This is a genomic window from Rummeliibacillus sp. JY-2-4R (genome assembly GCF_053847205.1).
Map to the genome: position 1 here is coordinate 1,586,711 of NZ_CM132623.1, position 15,588 is coordinate 1,602,298.

A 15,588-nucleotide genomic window follows, 5' to 3' on the forward strand; every position below is an offset into this window, starting at 1 on the left:
TGAAATGGATGTCGCTTATATTCTAACCTTAGTTGCAATCGGCTTTGTCGGATCATTTGTCTCAGGGATGCTGGGAATTGGTGGAGCCATTGTCAAATATCCATTACTTCTCTATATGCCGCCACTTCTTGGATTTGCCTCTTTCTCAGCACATGAAGTATCAGGAATTAGTGCGCTAGATGTGTTGTTTGTATCAATCGCAGGGGTTCTTGCTTTTCGCAATGGAGGGTTACTTAACAAAAAACTCATTACCATTATGGGTATTTCCATTATTTTGGGGACATTCATAGGAAGTTTTGGGTCGAATCTGTTGTCGGAAGAATCGATTAATCTAGTATATGGGATTTTAGCACTGCTAGCAGCAATGATGATGTTCATTCCTAAAAAGGACATCGATCAAATCCCACTTGATCAGGTGAAATTTAATGGCCCATTAGCTGCTGGTTTAGCCTTTGTTGTCGGCATTGGTTCAGGGATTGTTGGCGCTGGTGGAGGGTTCTTGTTAATCCCCATTATGCTGCTCATTTTACGCATCCCAACTCGCATGACCATCGCTTCAAGTTTAGCCATAACCTTTCTATCATCGATTGCCGGATCAATCGGTAAAATTGCAACAGGACAAATCGATTATTTACCAGCAATTATTGTCATCATTGCGGGATTAATCGCTGCTCCAATCGGCGCTCATGTAAGTAAAAAGCTAAACACCAAAATGTTGCAACGATTGTTAGCCGTACTAATTCTTGCGACTGCATTGAAGGTATGGTTGGATATTCTTATTTAAAGTAGAAGCAAATACTAAAATTTTGAACACCTATTAAATTCAAAAAAATTTAATAGGTGTTTTATTTTGCATTTTGACCAAGTACTATTCAAAGGCTACAATTGGTTATGAATAAAAATCAACGGAGATGAAACCTTTGAATCTTAGAAATCAAATCGCTACATATCAACCATACAACGAACAAGAAGCAAAAGATCAAGAAGTCATTTTAAAATACATGGATACATTCACTGATACACTAACACGAAAAAATGAATTTGCTCATTTTACAGCATCCGCTTGGATAGTAAATCAAGAGCACACGAAAGTTTTAATGGCTTATCATAACATCTATCAATCATGGTCTTGGATTGGGGGACATGCAGATGGTGATCCAGATCTTCTACATGTAGCATTAAAGGAAACAGGCGAAGAAACAGGACTTCAACAGGTCAAACCTGTATCCGAAGAAATTTACTCACTTGAAATCCTTGGAGTAGACGGGCATGTGAAAAAAGGGAAGCAGGTTGCAACACATGTCCATCTAAACGTTACTTATTTAATCGAAGCAGATGAAAAAGTACAAACTCAAATCAAACCTGATGAAAATAGTGCTATAGAATGGATGGCATTAGATGAAGCTGTGGAAAAAAGCAGCGAACCTTATATGAAAATTATTTATCAAAAGTTGAATGATAAATTGAAGGTGTTTGAGTAAATATTTATTATTATTAAATGTACCTTTTGAATATAATGACCATTTAATAAACAGTTTATTAAATGGTCATTTTTTATATTTCTAAAAACACAATTACGCAAATGAAACCCCTTTCATTTTTATGCTCAATTTAATAAGTTCTTTCGAAACATAATCGTTATTGCGTGCGTTCGATTAGAAGCTCCTAGTTTTGTAATGGCTTGTTTAATATACTGATTGACTGTTAAAACCTGAAGGCAATAAGTATTTTTCATCCATTGATTTTTGTCCTGCTATTTTATCTCCCCAAATTATACAACCTGCAAAAAATAAAATACAAACACTTATTACAGTTGTCTTTATCATTATTTTTCTCCTTTTGGTTGTTAAAAAATTTCCTTTGTTTATTGTAAGAAAAAATAGGAAAGGAGTAATAAAATGGATGAACTTACATTTAAAATTAAAAACATGGATAGCTTAATCATCAATTAGCTTTACTAGACACTTTGCCGTCTCTAAGATTAACTCATTCCCCAACATTCACCGGCGAATCCCCTTTTTCCCATTCAGTAGGTCCTTCACCCACCGGCATAAACTTATTCCAATATTCACCAGTTCTTTTATCAAAAATAATAACATTGCTCTCGTTTGCAGGGACTAATTCATAGCGATAATCATTGTTATTTACGTTAATATGGGAATCCTTTTTCAACGCAACCATCAGAAATAACCCCAATATTGTAAAACTAATAATAATCGAACTACCGATAATATAAGCAGAACTGTTTTTCATCAAATCCCACCTTATGGAATGATTTTCCTGTCCTATTTCTACAAAACTGTACAGAATTCCTGTCAAATTAACAATTTACTAAAGAAGCCTTCATTTTATTAATTAAGGTCATTGCAAACGCTCGAATTTATTTCACGCGTTTTTTTATTTTTTTTAATTTCATCTGTCCTCTTTTTCAACTTCTCGACTATTTAATAATCGAGGAGGTGATGTAAATGGTTATTAACGGTTTACCTGTTCTCACAACCAAAAGCCTTTCAGAAAGGTTCGGTGTAGATTCAAAAAATCTATTGAGAAATTTCGAACGCAACCGCAGTAAGTTTAATGAAGGAAAACATTTCATGATTGTATCAGGTGATGATCTTGTGAAGATTAAGAACGAACTAGACGAGGCAAAACATGCTTGTATTCTCTATGTATGGACTGAGGAGGGGGCATTTATGTTGGCCAAATTCTTACGAAATGTAAATTCATGGGAAGATTATTACCACAATGTCTTTGCCTATTATGAAAAAAATCGCCCATAGCAAATCAGCGGGTAGCTTAGGTTACTTAGCACAAAATCAAATCGGGGGTTTACAAATGAATTATATTATCAACGATACACCACTCATCTTATTACCTACACTAGCCGTTAAGCTTGGCATCAATGAAGCCATTGTGCTTCAACAACTGCACTATCGTCTAAATGGGTCGCCACTTAAGAAAGATGGCTACACATGGTATCAGCATACGTATGAAAGCTGGATCAAGCAGTTGCCATTTTTGTCACTGACAACAATAAAAAGGACGTTTCTCAAACTCGAAAAATCAAACTATATTCTTTCTACAAATAAGTTTAATCATACGAACTATGATCAACGGAAATGGTATCGCATTAATTACAAGCTTCTTTATGATGACTTGGGGATTCAAATTGATACTATCAGCGAATCTACTGAAACTGATGATGAGTGCCAGTTGGAACTCTTTGATGGTGTCAATCTGAGCCAGTATTTAATAAAAGAAAAAAAGAAGAAAAAAGAGAATATAGCAAGCGTCATCGAATACTTGAATGAAAAAACAGGGAAAAAATTTAAAGTAACAGTACAGCATGAAAAATTGATTCAGGCTCGAATGAACGAGGGAAATGGACTTGAGGACTTTAAGTATGTCATTGATCTGAAAGTGAAGCAATGGCTACAGGATCCAAAGATGCAAGAATATTTAAGACCAAGTACATTATTTCGTCCAATCAATTTTGAAAATTACTTAAACGAGCCAGTACAAAGCGAAATGAAGCCTAAAAAACGATACAAACCAATTGTGCTAGATTTTACTGCAGGGGAGAAATAATATGTCAAAAAACATGAGTGCGGAACTATTAGAAAAATGTATCTTGGGAACGATGCTTAAAGAAAATCATTTGATTACGGATAGTGGAATTAAAAGTGGTATGTTTCAAAGCAAGATTCATGGATTGATATTCGAAGAGATGCTTCAACTAGCAGCAGCAAAAAAGCCAATTGACTATATCACGCTTCTTCAAGTTATGGATGTACAGTCTACTGGTGGTGCAACATTTCTAGCAAGTTTGCAAAAATATGCGAATAGCGAAAAATTTGATGCCTATTGTGAAATGTTGATTACTACTTGGCGAGAAAAAGAGAAGGTCTCCATCTATCATCAAGCCCAATTAGAAAATTGGCCAATCAATAGAATCCAGCAAGCTCTTGATCACTTACAATCACATCTCTTTACACAAGAAACGGATATTTACCTAGATCTTATCCAAATGGAAAACCGTCCGTTTATTCCGATGCCAAAACAGCAGATTGTTCCGACCAATATCGTTGAATTAGAAAAACTGATTGATGGCTTTCGACCAAGTGAGCTGACAATTGTAGCAGGTAGACCATCAATGGGGAAAACAGATGTCATGAATCACTTTGCACTTGAAGCGGGATGGGCAGGATATTTACCCATCATCTTCTCCCTTGAAATGAGTAAGAAATTGCTCATCGATCGTTTTATCGCAGACTGTGGCACAATCAACAGGATGAAAATGCGTGATCCCCTTCAATACTTTTCAGAAGAACAACGAAAGGACTGGATTAATACGTTAAACAAAGTCTATAAAGCATTTATTCATATTGATGATCGAGGGGGATTAACAGTCAATCAAATGCGAGCACAAGCAAGGAAAATCATCAAACAACACAAAGAACGAAAACCCTTCATTTTCATTGATTATTTACAAATTATTGCAAGTGAGCAAGCAAGTAACAATCAAGTCTATTCCATTGGTCAAATCAGTTGGGGGCTTAAGCAAATGGCCAAAGAATTTAATTGTCCCGTCGTATGTCTCTCACAATTAAATCGTAGTGTCGAAAATCGTTCAAATAAACGCCCACTCATGAGCGACTTACGAGACTCAGGCAATATCGAACAAGATGCAGATATCGTTATCCTTTTATACCGAAAAGACTATTACGAAAATGAAGTAGAAGAAGACAACACTGACAATAGCACCCAAGATGATGAAATACTTGAACTCTTGGTCACCAAAAATCGTAATGGCCCAACAGGTACAGTGCCAGTCAATTTTTCTAAATCAACAGGACGAATTTGTAATCTAGAAGAAGTTGAATTGGGAGAATAACATGCCATCAATCAAAAACCTCCTAAAAGATGCCATTGAATATGATTTAGCTTATCTTGCTCACTTTATTTATTTCGTGTTAGAGCGAGGGAAGATTCGTATAGAGGATCGGTCAGAAAAGTTGATGCAAATTCAGTTAAATGCGTCAGAAGAGAATGATTTCTATAAAATGTATGAGGAAGACATACTGGGAATGAAAAAAATTCAATTATATGCAGTGGAGTTAAACGGAAATTCCCGTTGCTATGCTTTCTATTTTGCCGAAACACCAAACCAGGTAGTAGATCTACATACAAGAATATATAAATGGCGACCCAAAAGAATCCATAATGTGCAACGACAGTTACTAAATTTTGATGTCTATGATCAACAAACTGGTAAAACGGAAAGCTTTAAAGAAATGCTAGAGCGAGTAGTTGAATTACCATGTTATTTGTTGGAATTGAAGCGATGAATGGTATTTTAGAAGGAGAACAGCAGGGAGAAAAATTTGAGTAAAACAAACAAGCGATGCTTGTTTGTTTTTTCGTAAAAATTAGCTATAATTACGTAAAAATATACTTTTTAGGAGAAATGAACAATGGACTTAAAAACATGCAAAGAATCAAGAGTGACACAAACGGATTTAGTTTTACCAAACGAAACAAATAATCATAATACATTATTTGGTGGTGTACTGATGAAAAGGCTGGACGCTGTTGCTTCGATTTCCGCAAGAAGACATTGTCGAACAGAAGTCGTAACAGCTTCAACGGATTCTGTTGACTTTTTGCAACCGATTAACCCGTCTGATTCGATTTGCTTGGAATCTTTTGTTACATGGACAGGAACGACATCGATGGAAATTTTTGTGAAGGCTGTAGCAGAAGATTTAAATACAGGGGAGAGAAGAATTGCTGCAACCGCATTTCTAACCTTTATTTCATTAGATGAAAACGGAAAACCTTCTCCCGTCCCTAAAGTTGTGCCTGAAACAAAAGACGAACAATTTTTATATGAAACAGGCGAAAAAAGAGCGGAAGAACGAAAGAAAAGAAGACAAGCAAGTAAAGAATTAGCAAAAGTGATTTCAACTAAAAAAAGATGGGAACAGTAAACTGCTGATTTTGATCTAAGATTTTTTGAATGTAATGTATGCATTAGTAAGCGGTAATCTCATTTAAATAACTTGCGTTAAGGCTTTCATTTTAAAATAACTAGATGTGCCAAATAGGAAACTATTTTCTTATTATTTTAAATAAAGATGTTGTTAAAGAATAATAAAGTTGTAGAAAACATGGTGTGCTTTAACACCATGTTTTTTGCATAATGTATAATAAAGGAAAATGTTTTTACAGTTTTAGTTATGACTCTCTTTTTGACTTTCAACTAAAAGAGTTTTCATTATTCCGTAATTTCTACATAGGGGAGAGAACAATATGGAAATAGTATATTTTGCAGGTGGATGTTTATGGGGCGTACAAGCTTTTATAAAAACATTACCAGGAGTAAAGTTTACAGAAGCAGGAAGAGCAAATGGAACAAGTTACACACTTGAGGGTGATTATGATGGTTACGCCGAATGTGTAAAAACAGGATTTGATCCAACGGTGGTAACAATCAGGGAATTAATGGGCTATTTTTTTGAAATAATTGATCCATATAGTTTGAATAAACAAGGACAGGATGTTGGTGAGAAATACAGAACAGGGGTTTATAGCGAAAAGCAAGAACACTTAAAAGAAGCGATGGCATTTCTTGGTGAGAGAAATGATTATGATCTTATAGTTGTAGAAGTATTACCTCTTACAAACTATGTGAGAAGTGCGGAAGAACATCAAGATAGGTTAGCTAATTGTCCAAACGATTATTGTCATATTCCAAAAGAGATATTAAATAAATATAAGTAATGAAGAATACTAAAAGATGTTTTTAGACTATATGATTTCCGGATTATTGAATTAAACTGGAGGAAGAGTAATGGAGTTTACAGACCTGGTTAAAGAGTTTTAAAGGACGCGTTTATTTAGAAGCTTTTAAAGTATAAAAAGGTTATTTCTCCACATGATATCTGTGGAGGTGAGAATAAAAATGGCTAAAAATCGTAAAAACCGTGAAGAGTTTGCTAATGAAGCAAACAATGACCTTAACCGCAACCAAGATGTAAACAATCGTGAAGGATCGGATAACGAAGCAAATTTCGATCGTAACAGTAATCAAAACGACAACAATTGTGAAGACTGTTAAAAAGTAACAAATTAACTAACCTCGAATGTTTCTAAAGTATTCGAGGTTTATTATATTTATACCTCTCGTATGTAACGTATTGAAAGATTATGTAAGTAAAAGAAGAATTAATTAAATTTATAAAACGAGACGCTGGTTCAGTTATTCAATTATAGGGCACTATCCTTGAATATTAGGATTAGTGCTTATTTTCGTTTAAGGGCCAGTTAATGGATCAACCTTTAAGAGGAATTAGAGTTGGAATTTTTCTATTGCTACGCCTAGTATCCTGAGTTAGAAGTAAGAGAAGCAATAGGAATTAATTATTTTAAATAATGGATAGATGGGCCTGGCAGAATCCTTGTAACACTGGAGTTAACAGTTTAGGTATCTTATTCAATTAACGGGCGCTATCCTTGAATTAGGATAAGCGCTTATTTTCATACACGGGAGGCATATTGTTGAGGAACATTATGTATTAATAATTGAGATTACGAAGATTACACTTAAACTAACTGAGAAGTTTACTCAAATAAGGAATTTCATTAGAATGAATTGAAAAATGGTAAATAAGGTAAAGAAATGTTTGCTTATAAGGATAAAAGGTTAATAGAGGATTTTATAAATGAAGTAATTACAGTTGAGGATTTTGAACGTGACTATTTACTGAGCTAATATTCCTTCTTTAAATCTAGAGAATCGCTGTGTTACGCTAAACCATTCCAAGTGGTTCGGATTTAGAACTCTTCATTCGTAAACTTGAGAATAATTCAAAGTTACAATCAGCAGTGTTTTTAGGAAAAATCGGTATGTCTATCTCAAAGCAGAAAATGGAAAAACGTAAATTTGATACGCATGATGCCATTTTTTTATTGGTAGAAAATGAATCTGCAGAAGAATCTGTGCGAGAGGAAATACCAGGAGGGCTATATGTAACATTGCGTTTTCAAGGCACACATATTGATGCAAGTATGTATTATGAACAACTTTTACATTATCTAAAACAAAAACACTGCGAAATAATAGGTGAATCTGTTGAAGTGGAGTATATTGATTATGGTTTATCCTACAATGCTTACGAGTTTGTTACCGAAATCCAAATTCCTGTAAAGTATTCTTGACCTTCAAGGTACTTGAAAGTTTATGATGGAATACAAAGGAGGAGTGACAACATGATCGGCATAATTATGAATACAATTGCTATTTTAATTGGTACTGTGGTCGGAAGCTTTTTAAAGAAAGGAATCAAGGAAGAATACCAATCAGTATTATTTACAGCGATGGGGTTTTCAGCGATGGCACTCGGCATTAATGCTGTTGTTCAAAATATGCCAAAAAGTGAATATCCCGTACTATTTATAGCCAGTCTGGCCATCGGTGGATTAGTAGGAACGATTGTAGATATTGATGCACAATTTCAAAAGCTTATTAATCAATTTTCACAATCTGATTTAAGCAAAGGCCTATCAACTGGGATTTTACTTTTTTGTATTGGAACTTTATCAATTTTAGGTCCAGTAGAAAGCGCTTTGAATAATAATCATACATATTTATTTACAAATGCCACATTAGATTTAGTGACATCGATGGCGTTAGCGGCAACTTATGGTTTCGGCATCGCATTTGCAGCTGTTGTGTTATTTATTTGGCAAACGTCAATTTACTTAAGCGCACAGTTCATAGAGCCATTTTTAACGGATGCTTTAATGATCGAAGTATCGATAGTTGGTGGGATTTTAATTTTAAGTTCAGGCTTATCAATTTTAGGGATTAAAGATAGTAAAGCGTTAAACATGTTGCCTGCTTTATTTATACCTGTACTTTGGTTTGTTGGCTTAGCTTTGTTTGCGTAAAAGAAATAAAGATTACTATTCTGATACAATTTATTCTTTTTAGCGGAACGTTGGAATGAAGAAAACTTGTTAAGCAATCGGCGCAATTTTTGAAAAGAATTGTGCCTTTTTATATTCAACAATCGGGCGCTATCCTTGAAAAAGGTAGAGCTTTTTTAAAATAAGGGCCATACTCTTGAATAACTAATTATATAATTAATGATAAAATAAAAAATCGGAGAGTAACACTAACTAAATGATTAAAGGGAGGAAGAACTGTGTCTAATGGGGGAAAATCGAGGAAAATTATTTTAGATTTAGCAGTTACTTTAGATGGTTTTATTGAAGGGGAAAATGGAGAAGTTGATTGGTGCATCATGGACTCTGAGATGGAGTTTGATAATTTCCTAAATCAAATTGATACTATTTTCTATGGAAGAAAAAGCTACGATTTATGGGGAGAATTTACTCCAGAAATAGAAGATCCTGATATTGATAAAAAAATGTGGGAATTAATTCATAGTAAAGAAAAAATCGTATTTTCTAAAACGCAAAAAGGGACTAATCATAAAACCATTTACATAAATGATAACATTGTTGAAGAAGTAAATAGGTTGAAGAATAAGCCTGGTAAAGACATCTGGCTATATGGAGGATCAAGTCTAATTACAACTTTTATCAATTTAGGGCTTGTTGATGAGTTTAGATTATCAGTTCATCCGGTTATTTTGGGAGAAGGAAAACCGCTGTTTACTGATATAAAACAAAGATTAAATTTAAACATGGTTGATATAAGAACATTCTCATCTGGTGTTGTGCAACTAATCTACCATTTGAATATGAATTAATAAAATTGCACATTTTAAAATGAAATGCAATAAATTTCATTAGAAGATACTCATTGTCATTTTTTTAACAATCTAGCGCTTTCCTTGAATAAGGGTAAGCGCTCATTTTTCATTAAAGGGCCAGATTGTTGAATAAAGCTATTGTAATTATCTATAGACATATGAAAGATACGTTAACTTGAAGTAAGAAATAACCTCTCTAAATTCCTCTTAATTAAGGAATTTCATGAGAGGTTTTTTTAAATACTACTCTTCGAAAAATATTTCTGGGTATCTTCACGTATTTGTTGGGGTAAGACACGATTAAGCTCTTCATTTAACCATGAAAGTGTTTTACTACGTAAATAATCACGCATTTTTTCTTCTGCAGAGAGCATAACTAAATTGATGGTGCAAAAGGAAGGAGCTGAACAGCAGCCTTCTCTATACAAATAACCGTTATCTTTTATATTTTTACATTGAAATATAGGCTTCGGACCTTCAACTGCTTCAACTACATCCCAAAAGGAAATATCTTCTGGGGACTTAGATAATTTATATCCTCCCTTTACACCGGGGACAGAACTTACAATACCAGCTTTAGATAATTTACCGAATACTTTTGAAAGAAATGTCTCAGATAGCCCTTGAAATTCTGCCAAATCCTTTATCCCAACACTTTCTTTAGAAGGAACATCAATTAAATAAACTAGACAATGCAGAGCATATTCAACTCCGACACTATATTGCATATAAACTCACCTACTTTTGATTAAGGATTATAAATGTATCTTAGGAGTATTTAGAGTTCTAGTCAAATAGAAATCTCTTTTGGTAAATTTTATTCATTTGACAAAACAAATTATAAGGCCTATTATAGACAAAGTTAATCGTCGATTAATATTATCTTTAATTGTCAATTATAAAGGAGAAATACAAATGAACAAAACACTAATCATAAACGCACATCCAAGTATAGATGATACATCTTCAGTTAGTTTGCAGGTTTTTAACCACTTTTTGATGGCTTATAAAGAATTAATTCCTGAAAGCGAAGTAATTGAACAGATAAACTTATACAGTGATGTAGTGCCTATGATAGATAAAACAGTTTTAAGTGCATGGGAAAAACAGCGAAAAGAACAGGAGCTAACTAGCCAAGAGCGAAAATTAACGGAGCGTATGTCCGAAATCTTACAACAATTTAAAAGTGCAAATACGTATATCATTGTTTTACCTTTGCATAATTTTAATATTCCATCAAAGTTAAAAGATTATATGGATAATATAATGATTGCACGTGAAACTTTTAAATATACTGAAAACGGGTCAGTTGGGCTACTGAAAGACGGTCGAAGAATGCTTGTCATACAAGCAAGTGGAGGAATCTATACAAATGATGATTGGTATACAGAAGTTGAATACTCTCATAAATATCTGAAGTCAATGTTTAATTTCCTCGGTATTGAAGATTATCAAATCATTCGCGCACAAGGAACTTCTATATTAGACAAAAATGAAGTATTGCACAAAGCGTTTAAAGAAGCTGAAGAAGCTGCTTCAAGATTAGCACTTGAATGAATTCTGTCTTAAATAAAGACAAATAAATTGTAGTGGGAAATACAGCAACTGAAAAATAATAACTCTCAACGAACACCTTATAGTGTTCAATTCAAATGCACTTAATAAAATTTGTATTCAGTAATTTTTTCGATTCCCTCTGTCATTGTATTTTGAGGATTATGAGTTCTATTTGAATATAATATTACCCTAACTACCGTTGTTAAGGCACTCACATTATAACCAAATGCTTGTGCAGTAATGTAGACTTTTCCAGCCTTGTGCCGAGCTGTTTTTTTATGAATCTAGTATCTTCTCAACTTTTTCTCTTTTTTGAATATTTTTATTTCTGTTACCGGAAAAACTTATTCCAATTTATACTATTGACGTTTTAAATTAAACTTGTTATCATTCTCCTATTGTTTTTAAAAAGAATAGATATACCTTGTATAAATTCAAGAATACGGCTTGAAAGTTTCTACCAGCTACCAATAAATAGCTTGTCTACAAGGAATGGGAAATTAATGATATTTTTGTTCCGTTTTGTAGAAAAAAGCTTTGGCCAATTTATGGTCAAAGTTTTTTTTAATATCAAGGGGAATATAAAATGGATTCGTTGGAAAACGAACCTCGGCATCATTCCTTTTCAATCTAAATAGGAGATTACAACATGAAAAACTTTTTTAAATTTGCAGAACGGAACACTTCCTATAAGCAGGAAACACTAGCAGGAATCACGACCTTCTTATCTATCGCTTATATTTTAGTCGTAAATCCACTGATCCTAAGTCAATCTGGAATGGATAGTGGTGCTGTATTCACTGCAACTGCGCTTACTGCAATCATCGGAACACTACTTATGGGTTTACTTGCGAACTTCCCAATCGCCATAGCACCTAGTATGGGATTGAACTCATTCTTTACTTTTACTGTATGTATTGGGATGGGAATCGACTGGCAAGTCACTTTGACTGGTGTATTTGTTGCTGGAATCATTTTTATGATATTAAGTTTATTGAAAATCCGAGAGAAGATTATTAATATCATTCCAATCGATTTAAAATACGCAATCGCTTCTGGAATTGGATTCTTCATCACATTTATCGGGTTAAAAAATGGTGGAATTATTATTGGCAATGAAGCTACATTTGTGTCTATTGGCGATTTAACTTCACCTATGACTCTACTAGCTATTATTGGTCTTATTATTACAATCATTATGTTAGTACGTGGCATCCATGGCGGAATTTTCTATGGAATGGTTATTACAACGATTATTGGTATGATTTTCGGATTAATTGATGTTCCTTCATCAATTGTTGGAAATATCCCGAGCATTAAACCAACATTTGGTATCGTGTTTGGCCATTTGGATGAGATTTTTACCCCACAAACACTGACAGTTATCTTCACATTTTTAATTGTTGCCTTTTTTGATACAGCTGGTGCATTAATTGGGCTAACTAGCCAAGCAGGAATGATGAAAGATAATAAAATTCCTAATATTGGAAAAGGATTACTTGCCGATTCTGCTGCTGGTGCAATTGGAGCTATCTTAGGTACATCTACACCTGCTACAAGTGTTGAATCTTCTGCTGGTATTGCTGTCGGAGGAAGAACCGGCTTTACGTCTGTCATTATTGCAGCTTGTTTTGTGGTTGCTTTGTTCTTTTCACCAATTGTTAATGTTATTTCAGTGGAAGTTACATCAGCTGCATTAATTATTGTAGGAGCATTAATGGCAATGGAAATCCGTAAAATCAACTGGACGAAGTTAGAGATTGTTATTCCATCCTTTTTAACAATTATTATGATGCCTCTAACTTCTAGTGTGGCAATCGGGATTGGACTGGGTTTTGTTATTTATCCAATTTGTTTAGCAGCACAAAAGCGTTTTAAGGAAGTTCATCCAATTATGTATGTGCTTTGTCTGTTATTCATTTTATACTTTGCTTTTATAGTGTAGGAAAGAGTACGTTAGTTCAAGAAGAACTTATTGACTAAGTATAATAAAAACTAAGTGGAATTTTTGATTGAGTATAGTTACCTTAATAAGATTTTCATAATAGTCTGCAACAACTGGGCGCTTTCCGAAAGAAGGAAAGCGTCTTTCTTCATGAATAGCTATATTAGTGTGGTACATTTCTTGATATAAAACTGGATGTTAAAAATTAAGTTAGATTGTGAAATAATATACTTAAAGTAAGGAGGCAGTTCAGTTTAATAAACTTTCTTTTTAAAATACGTTTAAAGTTACCCTGAAAGTTGGAAACTTTCTTCAATACAAAACAATCTGCCTTTCTATTGATAGATAGGCAGATTGTTTGCTTTTATGAAAAGTGTATATATAAAAACCATGCTTTATTTCAATTCTTTTAGCTTAATTTTTTCCTTTATTTTTATTTTTTCTTTTAACCACCATAAAATATGATGGGGATCCTTTTGTAATACTTCTTTTGCTTCTTTTTTCGTTTCGACAGCAGGATATGAACCTTTTAGTGCACGTCCTGATGTGCTAGTAAAGAGCCATGTGAAAATCACAAGACCAATCAGACTGACAATTGCCAAATAGATGGCAGGTGCAAGTGAATTGTTGGTTGCTTGAACGAGATAAGATGCAACCAGTGGTGCGGTACCTCCGAAAATAGAAACGGAAATATTATAGGTTACAGCCAATGCACGGTAACGGACATCGGAGAAGAATAAAGATGGTAGCACTGATGGTAGTGTCCCTTCGTAACTGCTTAGCAAGAAGCCAAGTACTAAAATCCCTATAAAGATGAAGCCCATTTGTCCTTTTCCTAAAAGCCAAAAGGCAGGAACAGAGAAGAGCATTAATCCAACAAGTCCGATTTGCACGACACGTTTGTTGCCGATTTGATCACTAAGTCGGCCGAAGTAACGTGCTAGTGGTATCATAATAATCATCACGATGACCAGTAACGGTAAACTGATGGTTTGGTCAATGTGCAAAGTCTCTGTTAAATAAGAAGGAATATAAGATAGGATTAAATAGCTGGTAATATTATAGAATGCAACAATCACGATACTTAACAGCAAATCTTTCTTGTAAAATTTCAGCATGTCTTTAAATGGAACTGATTGTTCTTCTTGTTCTTTTTCCATTTCTTCGAAAACAGGTGATTCTTCTAAATTACGGCGTAAATAGATACCGATCAAGCCAATCGGAGCAGCAAGAATAAATGGAATACGCCAGCCCCAGCTTAGCATTTGATCATTGGTTAAGATTAAGGTTAAGACAGTAACAAGACCAGAAGCAACAATATAGCCGACAAGCGTACCGACTTCGAGTCCGCTGCTAAGCGTTCCGCGTTTTTTATCGGGAGAAGATTCGGCAATGTAGACCATTGCACCTGAGTACTCTCCGCCTGTAGAGAATCCTTGAATCATGCGGGCAAGTATCAAGAGAATAGGTGCCCAAACACCAAGAGTTTCATAGGTCGGCAGTAATCCAATGAGTAGTGTTGAAAATGCCATCATGATGATGGTGACACTTAATACAATTTTACGTCCATAACGGTCTCCGATTCGTCCAAATATGATACCACCAATTGGCCGAACTAAGAAGGCTAAAGCAAATGTAGCGAATGTGAAGATTAATTGAAGGTTGCTATTATGTACACCTGAGAAAAAAATCTTACTAATAATAACAGCGAGATAAGCGTAAAGACCAAAGTCAAACCACTCCATCGCATTCCCGATACCTGTGGCGACAACCGCCTTTTTTGCTTTCTTTGAACTGATAATATTAATATCATCAGGCTCTATCTTTATTTTTTTTCGTCTCATGTTGTAAAACAACTCCTTGTTGTATAACTTATTTTAATTAAAATTTGATTATTTAGAAAATTCGCAAACCACCTTTTTATCAAGTAAAAATATTAATTGAGGAAAAATAGTAAGCAATTTAGCTCCTACTATTTGGTACCCTTGTATAAAGAAAAATAAACATTTTATAAGATTGAATAGAGATGCTGCAAGGACTAAATATTATTTCTTCAAATTAAAAAAGACAATCAAGGTGAGAGAAGGACCATCAACAGAATTGCTGGAGTAAGTGGTGGAAAATGCTATGTTATTTGCATGAAGTGTTGTGATGAAATTTTTTATGAATTGAAGCGTTAATATTCTTCAAATCTTTTCGTGAAATGAACAGTGATTGGGAATTGTGCAAGAAGAGACAAGATAAGAAATAATTTTGTTCAATCTATGAGAGGGTTTGTAATTGGCCACACCATTATCTGCCCAC

At 34.2% G+C, this 15,588-nt stretch carries 18 protein-coding genes and 1 riboswitch; of the genes, 14 read left to right on the forward strand and 4 right to left on the reverse strand.

The annotated features are described in order from the left end of the window. Positions 1 to 4 precede the first annotated feature (4 nt). On the forward strand, positions 5 to 784 hold the full coding sequence (locus ACWV26_RS07715; protein WP_455897763.1) for a sulfite exporter TauE/SafE family protein: 780 nt from the start codon (positions 5 to 7) through the stop codon (positions 782 to 784). 136 nt (positions 785 to 920) lie between these two features. Then, entirely contained in the window at positions 921 to 1,481 is a 561-nt protein-coding gene (locus tag ACWV26_RS07720) for an NUDIX hydrolase (protein ID WP_455897764.1), read from the forward strand. A 204-nt stretch (positions 1,482 to 1,685) separates the two neighbouring features. Here ACWV26_RS07720 and ACWV26_RS07725 read toward each other — a convergent pair whose 3' ends face one another. Together ACWV26_RS07725 and ACWV26_RS07730 are read right to left on the reverse strand one after the other, a co-directional pair. Then, positions 1,686 to 1,826 (reverse strand): hypothetical protein, encoded by a 141-nt coding sequence (locus ACWV26_RS07725; RefSeq protein WP_455897765.1) that lies wholly within the window; start codon positions 1,824 to 1,826, stop codon positions 1,686 to 1,688. Positions 1,827 to 1,986: 160 nt separating this feature from the next. Then, positions 1,987 to 2,253 (reverse strand): hypothetical protein, encoded by a 267-nt coding sequence (locus tag ACWV26_RS07730; protein WP_455897766.1) that lies wholly within the window; start codon positions 2,251 to 2,253, stop codon positions 1,987 to 1,989. 215 nt (positions 2,254 to 2,468) lie between these two features. Here ACWV26_RS07730 and ACWV26_RS07735 point away from each other — a divergent pair, with 215 nt between their 5' ends. The 10 genes from ACWV26_RS07735 to ACWV26_RS07780 all read left to right on the forward strand — a co-directional run bounded on the left by ACWV26_RS07735 (position 2,469) and on the right by ACWV26_RS07780 (position 9,779). Further along, entirely contained in the window at positions 2,469 to 2,780 is a 312-nt protein-coding gene (locus ACWV26_RS07735; RefSeq protein ID WP_455897767.1) for an ORF6N domain-containing protein, read from the forward strand. Next, positions 2,746 to 3,588, forward strand: coding sequence for a conserved phage C-terminal domain-containing protein (locus ACWV26_RS07740; RefSeq protein ID WP_455897768.1), 843 nt, complete (start codon positions 2,746 to 2,748; stop codon positions 3,586 to 3,588). The genes ACWV26_RS07735 and ACWV26_RS07740 overlap by 35 nt, the downstream gene beginning before the upstream one ends. A 1-nt stretch (position 3,589) precedes the next feature. After that, positions 3,590 to 4,894 (forward strand): replicative DNA helicase, encoded by a 1,305-nt coding sequence (locus tag ACWV26_RS07745; RefSeq protein ID WP_455897769.1) that lies wholly within the window; start codon positions 3,590 to 3,592, stop codon positions 4,892 to 4,894. Position 4,895: 1 nt separating this feature from the next. Beyond that, positions 4,896 to 5,348 carry a hypothetical protein gene (locus ACWV26_RS07750; RefSeq protein WP_455897770.1) on the forward strand — a complete coding sequence of 151 codons (453 nt, stop codon included), beginning with the start codon at positions 4,896 to 4,898 and terminating at the stop codon, positions 5,346 to 5,348. 126 nt (positions 5,349 to 5,474) lie between these two features. After that, positions 5,475 to 5,990, forward strand: a complete 516-nt coding sequence (locus ACWV26_RS07755) for an acyl-CoA thioesterase (RefSeq protein ID WP_455897771.1) — start codon at positions 5,475 to 5,477, stop codon at positions 5,988 to 5,990. 322 nt (positions 5,991 to 6,312) lie between these two features. Next, a complete protein-coding gene (locus tag ACWV26_RS07760) occupies positions 6,313 to 6,783 on the forward strand; it encodes a peptide-methionine (S)-S-oxide reductase (protein ID WP_455897772.1) in 471 nt (156 codons plus the stop codon). 181 nt (positions 6,784 to 6,964) lie between these two features. Next, positions 6,965 to 7,120 carry a hypothetical protein gene (locus ACWV26_RS07765; protein WP_455897773.1) on the forward strand — a complete coding sequence of 52 codons (156 nt, stop codon included), beginning with the start codon at positions 6,965 to 6,967 and terminating at the stop codon, positions 7,118 to 7,120. Between the two features lie 767 nt (positions 7,121 to 7,887). Continuing rightward, the gene (locus ACWV26_RS07770) at positions 7,888 to 8,220 is read left to right on the forward strand and encodes a GyrI-like domain-containing protein (protein WP_455897774.1); all 333 of its coding nucleotides are present in this window, start codon (positions 7,888 to 7,890) and stop codon (positions 8,218 to 8,220) included. 51 nt (positions 8,221 to 8,271) lie between these two features. Then, positions 8,272 to 8,952, forward strand: coding sequence for a DUF554 domain-containing protein (locus ACWV26_RS07775; RefSeq protein WP_455897775.1), 681 nt, complete (start codon positions 8,272 to 8,274; stop codon positions 8,950 to 8,952). Between the two features lie 257 nt (positions 8,953 to 9,209). After that, complete coding sequence (locus tag ACWV26_RS07780) at positions 9,210 to 9,779, forward strand: dihydrofolate reductase family protein (protein WP_455897776.1); 570 nt, start codon at positions 9,210 to 9,212, stop codon at positions 9,777 to 9,779. A 239-nt stretch (positions 9,780 to 10,018) separates the two neighbouring features. Here ACWV26_RS07780 and ACWV26_RS07785 read toward each other — a convergent pair whose 3' ends face one another. After that, entirely contained in the window at positions 10,019 to 10,510 is a 492-nt protein-coding gene (locus tag ACWV26_RS07785) for an RrF2 family transcriptional regulator (RefSeq protein WP_455897777.1), read from the reverse strand. A gap of 187 nt (positions 10,511 to 10,697) precedes the next feature. On the opposite strand from ACWV26_RS07785, the gene ACWV26_RS07790 reads away from it, so the two are divergent. Both ACWV26_RS07790 and ACWV26_RS07795 read left to right on the forward strand, forming a co-directional pair. Next, positions 10,698 to 11,339, forward strand: coding sequence for an FMN-dependent NADH-azoreductase (locus ACWV26_RS07790; protein WP_455897778.1), 642 nt, complete (start codon positions 10,698 to 10,700; stop codon positions 11,337 to 11,339). 404 nt (positions 11,340 to 11,743) lie between these two features. Next, a riboswitch (purine riboswitch) is annotated at positions 11,744 to 11,845 on the forward strand. A gap of 143 nt (positions 11,846 to 11,988) precedes the next feature. Beyond that, positions 11,989 to 13,284: an NCS2 family permease gene (locus ACWV26_RS07795; RefSeq protein WP_455897779.1), complete on the forward strand. Its 1,296-nt coding sequence runs from the start codon at positions 11,989 to 11,991 to the stop codon at positions 13,282 to 13,284. A gap of 395 nt (positions 13,285 to 13,679) precedes the next feature. On the opposite strand, the gene ACWV26_RS07800 is transcribed toward ACWV26_RS07795, so the two are convergent. Then, entirely contained in the window at positions 13,680 to 15,128 is a 1,449-nt protein-coding gene (locus ACWV26_RS07800; protein WP_455897780.1) for an MFS transporter, read from the reverse strand. Between the last annotated feature and the right edge of the window lie 460 nt (positions 15,129 to 15,588).